General features: G+C 54.9%; 9 protein-coding genes and 1 pseudogene. 4 read left to right on the top strand and 6 right to left on the bottom strand.

Annotated features, from left to right (window positions below; genetic code table 11):
* The coding region (locus Q0510_RS13345) for a BT_3928 family protein (protein WP_298712488.1) at positions 1-939 on the bottom strand (939 nt) is incomplete at its 3' end.
* Positions 940-959: 20 nt separating this feature from the next.
* Complete coding sequence (locus tag Q0510_RS13340; RefSeq protein WP_298712485.1) at positions 960-1,490, bottom strand: DUF1599 domain-containing protein; 531 nt, start codon at positions 1,488-1,490, stop codon at positions 960-962.
* A 61-nt stretch (positions 1,491-1,551) separates the two neighbouring features.
* Here Q0510_RS13340 and folP point away from each other — a divergent pair, with 61 nt between their 5' ends.
* Positions 1,552-2,412 (top strand): dihydropteroate synthase, encoded by an 861-nt coding sequence (gene folP, locus Q0510_RS13335; RefSeq protein ID WP_298712482.1) that lies wholly within the window; start codon positions 1,552-1,554, stop codon positions 2,410-2,412.
* A gap of 27 nt (positions 2,413-2,439) precedes the next feature.
* Complete coding sequence (locus Q0510_RS13330) at positions 2,440-3,249, top strand: diadenylate cyclase (RefSeq protein WP_298712479.1); 810 nt, start codon at positions 2,440-2,442, stop codon at positions 3,247-3,249.
* Between the two features lie 133 nt (positions 3,250-3,382).
* On the opposite strand, the gene Q0510_RS13325 is transcribed toward Q0510_RS13330, so the two are convergent.
* Entirely contained in the window at positions 3,383-3,670 is a 288-nt protein-coding gene (locus tag Q0510_RS13325; RefSeq protein WP_298712477.1) for a hypothetical protein, read from the bottom strand.
* A gap of 341 nt (positions 3,671-4,011) precedes the next feature.
* Positions 4,012-4,368 carry a YraN family protein gene (locus tag Q0510_RS13320; protein WP_298712474.1) on the bottom strand — a complete coding sequence of 119 codons (357 nt, stop codon included), beginning with the start codon at positions 4,366-4,368 and terminating at the stop codon, positions 4,012-4,014.
* Positions 4,369-4,407: 39 nt separating this feature from the next.
* Here Q0510_RS13320 and manA point away from each other — a divergent pair, with 39 nt between their 5' ends.
* A complete protein-coding gene (gene manA, locus Q0510_RS13315; protein WP_298712472.1) occupies positions 4,408-5,616 on the top strand; it encodes a mannose-6-phosphate isomerase, class I in 1,209 nt (402 codons plus the stop codon).
* Between the two features lie 35 nt (positions 5,617-5,651).
* On the top strand, positions 5,652-6,239 hold the full coding sequence (locus Q0510_RS13310; RefSeq protein ID WP_298712469.1) for a DUF6580 family putative transport protein: 588 nt from the start codon (positions 5,652-5,654) through the stop codon (positions 6,237-6,239).
* A gap of 77 nt (positions 6,240-6,316) precedes the next feature.
* On the opposite strand, the gene Q0510_RS13305 is transcribed toward Q0510_RS13310, so the two are convergent.
* Both Q0510_RS13305 and Q0510_RS13300 read right to left on the bottom strand, forming a co-directional pair.
* Positions 6,317-6,979, bottom strand: coding sequence for a diphthine--ammonia ligase (locus Q0510_RS13305; RefSeq protein ID WP_298712466.1), 663 nt, complete (start codon positions 6,977-6,979; stop codon positions 6,317-6,319).
* Positions 6,972-7,627: pseudogene (locus Q0510_RS13300) on the bottom strand (elongation factor 4); the annotation flags it as partial. The pseudogene Q0510_RS13300 and the gene Q0510_RS13305, both read right to left, overlap by 8 nt.

Raw genomic sequence — 7,627 nt, 5'->3', positions numbered from 1 at the left:
CACGGCAGCCTGGCTGGAACTGGTTACGCCCATCAGCACGATCTTCCCTTCCGCCGCCTGCTTTTCATACGCCTGCATCTTCTCTTCCCAGCCTTTACCGGCTTTGGTTACGTCCAGCACGAGGAAGAGGTACATGGGCAGGGGCTCGTTCAGGACGCCGCTGTTCATATTGTTGCCGTTGAAGTCGTTCAGGATGAAATCCTTGATCGGCGGCTCGGCGTTGCCTTTTTTAATGAGCTTGTCTTTGCGGTCCACGAACACCCAGGTGGTATCCTGCCAGGGATAGTTTTCGGTGGTGTATTCCTGCTGTTTGCCGTCTTTCTCATAAATCATTACGGTCTCGTACACGTCGGGCGTGGAGCCGGGAGGGGCTTTCATCTTTTCAGGGATGTTGTTGCCGACTTTATAAGGCAGGCAATCCACGATGGGCAGGTGCGACAGCGTGTACCATTGCAGCACTACCGGGACCAGCACGGCGAAGACCATGATAGCGGCGTTGACTTTCGGCGCAAAGAGCGGCTGAATGCGTTTGTGGTAGATGAAGATCACGAGGATCATCACCAGCAGGATGATATCTTTCCAGAACGACTGGTCGGCCGTGAGCTTGATGCAGTCGCCGAAGCAGCCGCATTCGCGGATCAGGCCGCTGAAGAGGGCGAAGCCGGTCAGGAAGGTGAAGAAGATGATCAGGAGCAATAAGAGGAACGAGAAGAAGCGCATGCGGTAGCCGATGAGCACGGCAAAGCCTGCGATGATCTCGAAAGCGTTCATGACCAGGGAAAGGGTCAGGGAAAAGGGGATCATGAAATGCATGTGCAGCACTTCAAAGAATTCGTCCATCTTGTAGCTGAGGCCCAACGGATCGTTGGCCTTGATCAGCCCGGAAAAGATGAACAGCACCCCTACAACGATGCGAAAAATGGAGATGATTGGTTTCATAGTGGTTAAAGATAGGAATGTTAATGCTTTTCTTCAAGCAGGATGAGGGCGAAAACGGCATAGTTGACGATGTCGACGTAATTGGCGTCGATCCCCTCGGATATGAGGGTCTTGCCATCATTGCGCAGTATCTGTTTGATACGGAGGAGCTTGGTAAGGATGAGGTCCACAAAGGATTCCTGGCTCATGGAGCGCCAGGCTTCGCCATAGTCGTGATTTTTGGCTTCCATCACGGTGCGGATGGAGGCGGCCTGTTCGTCATATAAAACGGACACTTTATCGGCCGGAAGGTCGGTATAGATATCGTCGGCAGGCAATTGCAGCTGGATGAGGGCGATGACGCCGTAGTTAACGATGGCGCGGAACTCGCCGGCGATATCGTCGGCCACCTTTTGCACGCCGGTTTCCTGGATGGTGCGGATGCGCTGGGCTTTGATGAAGATCTGGTCTACGATGGAAATGGGGCGCAGTACGCGCCAGGAAGTGCCGTAGTCTTTCGTCTTCTTGATGAAAATGTCCTTACTGCTGTCGATCACCTGCTGGTATGTCATTCAATTGCTGGTTTAAATTGCGTAAATTCGGGCGATATATCACTGTAATAATCATAGCCGCTTGCGTTTCAAAAGTACATCATTACGGAAAGATTTCACCATCCGTTGCCGGGGAAAGTTGCTGAGCCTGGCGGAGCCCCTCGTGATGGGGATCATCAACGTAACCGACGATTCCTTTTATTCGGACAGCCGCAGCCGTGAGCTGCACGAAGCCGTGGTAAGGGCCGAAGCCCTGCTGGCCGACGGGGCCGCCATCCTCGATATCGGCGCGCAAAGCAGCCGTCCGGGCGCCCCGGAAGTAGGCGCCGCCGAAGAAGCCGCGCGCCTGGTGCCCGCCATCCATGCCATTTTATACAAGTTCCCCGAAGCCGTGATCTCGGTAGATACTTATCACGCTTCTGTGGCCGAAAAGTGCATTTTGGCCGGGGCTGCGATTATCAACGACATCAGCGCCGGTGATATGGACCCCGAAATGATCCCTGCCGTGGCCGCGCTGCAGGCGCCCTTTATCGCCATGCATATGCAGGGCACGCCGGCCACCATGCAAAAGAACCCGCAGTACGAAGACGTGGTGCAGGAAGTGCTGGACTATTGCATCCGCAAAACCGAAACCTGCCGCGCCGCGGGCATCCACGATGTGATCCTCGACCCGGGGTTCGGGTTCGGGAAAACCCTGTCGCATAACTATCAGTTGCTCCGCGGGATGGAGCTGCTCCACCTCGCCGGCGCCCCGATCCTGGTGGGCGTTTCCCGGAAATCCATGGTTTACAAATTGTTAGGCAACACCCCCGCCGAAGCCCTGAACGGCACCACGGTACTGCATGCGGCCGCCCTGGAGCGGGGTGCGCACATTTTACGGGTGCATGATGTGAAAGCGGCCGTGGAAGCGGTTCGCATCGTTTCTTTCATGGAAGGCGCGTAGTTGCCAAATATTTCTATTTTTACAGCTATGAAGGATGTTTATCAATTTTACGGATTTGAGTTTCGATGGCTGAATGTAGTGGACCTGCTGATTGTGATTTTTCTCGTCATCCAGTTGTACCGCCTGCTGAAAGGCAGCCTCGCTTTCAATATCTTTATCGGACTGCTGATGGTATATGCGGCGTATTTCGCCGTGCGTTCCCTCCAGATGCCGATCCTCACCAATATTTTAGAGAATTTCATCAACATCGGCCTCATCGCCATCATCATCATCTTCCAGCCCGAAATCCGGAAGTTTTTGCTGGTGCTGGGAAAGAAGACGCCGCTGAGCAAGGATTCCTTTTTAACCAAACTGTTCCTGCCCGACCGCTTCAAAAGTTATAAGGAAGAAGAGAACATCATCAACGAGATCATCGTGGCGGCGGGGCATATGGCCGCGAGCCAGACCGGCGCGCTGATCGTGATCTCCACTACCTACCGCGTGAAATTCGACACGGCGTCGAGCATCGCGATCGACGGCAACGTGAGCGCCAAGCTGATCGAAAGTATTTTCGAAAAGAACAGTCCGCTGCACGACGGGGCCTTGATCATCGTCGGCAACAAGATCCTGGCGGCGAAAGTGATCCTGCCCATGTCGGAGAACCCTAATCTGCCTACACGGATCGGGATGCGGCACCGTAGCGCGGTGGGCATAACGGAGCACAGCGACAACCTGGCGATCATCGTATCGGAAGAACGCGGGACGATCTCTTATGCGCAGGACGGGCAGTTGGTGCAAAATGTGCAGCTGGAAGAACTGAAGGTGAAGTTGTATGAAGTGCTGGTAGACGGTTTGTAAGTACAATTTTTTGATAGGAAAGTCCTCCCGGCCGGGGGGACTTTTTTTTATTGGGGAGACGCTTAAATTACAAAGTCCTCCCTTTTTAGGGGGAGGATCTCTGTTTGGGGGGATGATGATAGTAATGATAATATCATGGCCGGCTGAGCCGGAAGTTTGTTTGATATGCACCGCACTGCAGCGAATACTCGCCTTCGGGCAGTGTGTGGAGCCGGATGGTGTACACGCCTTTGCGGTGGCCTCCTTCCAGCGGTATGATCCTGACAGGCTGGTTTTGCCCGTTGTAGATCGTACAGGGAATCATTCCGGCATGTGTTTCCAGCGATGGGACCTGAATCCGTAGTTGGCCGTTGTTCACCACCGGCTGCGGCGGGTAGGTCAGGTGTATATGGATGAAAAATAATAAACTCCAGTAAAGCATAAAGAACCATTTTGGCTGATTGCGGTTCTTTTACAGGAGATGGTTAGATTGGATGCCCAAATATACAACTATTTAAATTCTTTCATATGGCAATTTTGTTAACTCCAAGTTAAGCGGGCGGCTGAAAATCGATTGCATTAACCATTCGGCAAGGCGCCGCCGTAACTTATCAGGAACCCTTACCATTGCATCTACATCTTTTTAGTACGGTTACAGTACGGTATCCCTACTGTATCTGTACTGAGCCAGTGCCGCATCCTCCCGGCGGATCAAACTTACTGGCAATCTACTTCAAATCCGTCTTTCATCTACCCGTAACCTAAAAGCCATTTTTACCGCCATCAGAACACATCCTCCAGGTGAAGGATCTCCGGCGGCCGGCCGGGCAGGATGAACACCGACAGGATATCAAACCGGATATCTTTCACCCCCTGCCCGAAGCGCTCCAGCCAATGACCGGCCACCTTGTGCAGGTGCGCTTCCTTCTTCCACCCCACCGCCTCCTCCGGCATCCCGAAGTACTTCGAACTGCGGGTTTTTACTTCAGCGAAAACGATTATTTTGCCTTTTCGGGCGATGATGTCGATCTCCTTCCGCCCCGCCTTCCAGTTGCGGTGCAGGATCGCGTAACCATTGGCTTCCAGGTGCTCCGCGGCCAGTTGTTCCCCCAATTTCCCAAGTGTATGGTCGCAAGACATGCGTTTTTGCCTATTTTTACGGTTTAATAAAGGAAAAGTATGCGAGATCCGAATGTATTCTACCTGACAGGAAAAGTCCAACATTACGCCTGGGGCGGTTTCCGGTATATCCCCGAACTGCTCGGCCAGCCCGTAACCGACCAGCCCAGCGCCGAGTACTGGATGGGCGCCCACCAAAGCGCTCCTTCCTTGCTCCAGGCTGCCAAGCCGCAGCCCCTCAACGCCTGGATTGCCGAAGACCCCGCCGGCGCCCTCGGCGCCACCGCCGCGCAACGCTTCGGCGAACTGCCCTACCTCTTCAAAATCCTCGACGTGAAAGATATGCTCTCCATCCAGGTGCACCCCACCAAATCGGAAGCAGAGAAAGGGTTCGCGCGCGAGAATGAAGCCGGCATCCCCCTGAACGCACCCAACCGCAATTATAAAGACGCCAACCACAAACCGGAGATCATGGTGGCCCTGAGCGAATTCTGGCTCCTCCATGGCTTCCTCCCCGAAACGAAGCTCCGCCAGGTGCTGACCGCCGTTCCCGAGTTCGCGCCCCTCCTCCCCGTCTTCGAAAAAGACGGATACTTCGGTCTGTATAAAACAGTGATGGAATTACCGCAGGAAGAGGTGAACAAACTCCTGCGCCCCCTGGCCGAACGCATCCTCCCCGCCTACCGCGAAGGCTCCCTCCAAAAGGAAGACCCCGCATTCTGGGCCGGCCGCGCCATCGACAACGATCCGCAAGGCATCAACAACCTCGACCGCGGCATCTTCTCCATCTATTTCTTCAATATCGTGTATGCCCAACCGGGAGACGCCGTGTTCCAGGACGCCGGCATCCCCCACGCCTATCTCGAAGGCCAGAACGCCGAGCTCATGGCCAATTCGGATAACGTGCTCCGCGGCGGCCTCACGCCCAAGTACATCGACGTACCCGAGCTCCTGAAGCACACCCGCTTCGAGCCCGTACATCCGAACATCCTCAAAGGCGAGCTCATCCACGACGGACAGGAACGTATCTATCCCACGCCCGCACCCGATTTCGTGCTGAGCCGCATTTCCCTGCAACCCGGCCAAACGTATAGACACACTTCCGAAGCACCGGAAACCTGGATCGTCCTCAGCGGCACCGGCTCCGCCCAGGGCCCCGGCGATTCCCTCGCCCTTGCCAAAGGCGCTACGCTCTTCGTGCCATACGGTACGGCATACAATGTTGTTTGCGAATCGGATCTGGTGATTTTCAAGGCGGCTATCCCATAATTTTTTATATTTGTAACAAGCAAACGAGCGCATTTATGAAGAAAGAAACTTTATCCAATATCATCCTGGTGGCCGTACTGATTTTCATCAGCGTACTGGGCCGGCTGGTGACCAACTATTTCGAGATCTACAACTTCACCGCCATGGGCGCAGGCGCGCTCTTCGCCGGCGTAATGCTGAAAGACAAGAAGTACGCGTACGCCGTGCCGCTGGTATCCCTGTTCCTCAGCGACCTTTTCTTTCATTTCTTTACCAATATCCAGGGCGTTTATGGCGGCGAAATGCTGTTCGTTTACGCCGGGTTTATGCTGGTGACCTTCATCGGCACCCGCATCCGCAAGGTAACCGCAGGCCGGGTATTCCTCGGCGCCGTTGCTTCAGGCGTGATCTTCTTCCTGATGTCCAACCTCGGCACCTTCCTTTTCCGCGACATGTACCCGCACACCCTGAGCGGATTGCTGACCTGCTACTGGTCCGCCATCCCCTTCTACAAGCAGGACCTGTTCGGCAGCTTCGCGCTTAACACCATCATGGGCAACGTATTTTACAGCGCCCTCCTCTTCGGCGCCTACGAAGTGCTGAAACCGGTGTTCGTTCGTGAAAAAGCAACAACGATCGCATAGCAGGCAACTGCTGACGCATAAAAAAAGCGGTCCGGGTATAGCACCCGGACCGCTTTTTTTATTTCCCATTAGTTATCTCAGCTTCTATTCCATTGCAGGAAATGGTAGTTCTCATGCTGCACTTTTTCAGCCGGCGGCACCTGCAACGGCATGGCAAACAGCGGGCAATCCGTGACCAGGGTATGGAATTCCCCGTTTTCGCCGCACACGTCAACGCCCGCGGCTTCCAGGTCGGCGATGAGCACATCGTCCATCTGCCGCCCCAGGAAACCGGCTCCCAGCGTATCGTTGCAGGAAACGATCATGCATTTGAGGCCTTGTTCCAGCATGCGGTATACCAGTACTTTCCGCTCTTCCTGCCAGAGGGGCAAGAGCGCTTTGAGGCCAGCGGCGGCACAGACTTTCTCTTCCCAGTCGCGGTGCGGCTGCAGGTCGATATCGCCGAAAACGGCGGCAGTGGCCTGGTGGGAGGATTTGAGTTGCCGGAGGGATTGTACGAAGTGCGTTTCATAATCCTGCCAGGAAGCAGGTTGCAGCAAAACGGGCAGCCCCAGCGCCGCGGCCTGCTGCTTCAGTATGTAGGGCGGCAGGCCGTGGGAGCGGGAAATCTGCCCGTTCTCGTTTAATACGTTCAGGAGCGCTACGGGCTTATGCCCTTGCTTTACGGCGGTCATCAGTGCAAAACAGCTGTCTTTTCCGCCGCTCCAGGAACAAATGATATGTTCAGGGGGATTAATCATCCAGTTTAAGTACGGCCAGGAACGCTTCCTGAGGTACTTCCACGCTTCCGATCTGGCGCATGCGCTTCTTACCCTCTTTTTGTTTCTCCAGCAGTTTGCGTTTACGGGAGATGTCGCCGCCGTAACATTTGGCGGTTACGTCCTTACGCATGGCGGAGATGTTCTCCCTTGCCACGATTTTGGCGCCGATGGCGGCCTGGATGGCGATGAGGAACTGCTGACGCGGGAGGAGCTCTTTCAGTTTTTCGCAGAGCTTGCGGCCGAAATCATGTGCCCTGCTGCGGTGGATCAGGGCGCTGAGGGCGTCCACTTTTTCCGCGTTGAGCAGGATGTCCATCTTCACGATATCGCTTTCACGAAATCCGATCGGCGTATAGTCGAAAGAGGCGTATCCGCGGGTCTGGGATTTCAGTTTGTCGTAAAAGTCGAACACGATCTCGGTGAGCGGCAGTTCGAACATGAGCTCCACGCGCGTGGTGGTGAGGTAGCTCTGGTTGAGGAGGATGCCGCGCTTGCCGAGGCAGAGCGTCATGATATTGCCGATGTAATCGGGCTTGGTGATGATCTGTGCACGGATCCAGGGCTCTTCGATGCGGTCCATCTTCGTGGGGTCCGGCATCTCGGAGGGGTTGTTCACGATCAGTTTGG

This window comes from uncultured Chitinophaga sp., from assembly GCF_937874145.1.
Taxonomy (GTDB): domain Bacteria; phylum Bacteroidota; class Bacteroidia; order Chitinophagales; family Chitinophagaceae; genus Chitinophaga.
Note: the sequence above shows the minus strand (reverse complement) of the source record. Positions and strands in the feature narration are given on the sequence as shown.

Coding starts and splice junctions, on each gene's coding strand:
- Q0510_RS13330 (WP_298712479.1), top strand. CDS start 2,440: ATGAAGGATGTTTATCAATTTTACGGATTTGAGTTTCGATGGCTGAAT.
- Q0510_RS13340 (WP_298712485.1), bottom strand. CDS start 1,490: ATGACATACCAGCAGGTGATCGACAGCAGTAAGGACATTTTCATCAAG.
- Q0510_RS13320 (WP_298712474.1), bottom strand. CDS start 4,368: ATGTCTTGCGACCATACACTTGGGAAATTGGGGGAACAACTGGCCGCG.
- Q0510_RS13325 (WP_298712477.1), bottom strand. CDS start 3,670: ATGCTTTACTGGAGTTTATTATTTTTCATCCATATACACCTGACCTAC.
- Q0510_RS13305 (WP_298712466.1), bottom strand. CDS start 6,979: ATGATTAATCCCCCTGAACATATCATTTGTTCCTGGAGCGGCGGAAAA.
- Q0510_RS13310 (WP_298712469.1), top strand. CDS start 5,652: ATGAAGAAAGAAACTTTATCCAATATCATCCTGGTGGCCGTACTGATT.
- manA (WP_298712472.1), top strand. CDS start 4,408: ATGCGAGATCCGAATGTATTCTACCTGACAGGAAAAGTCCAACATTAC.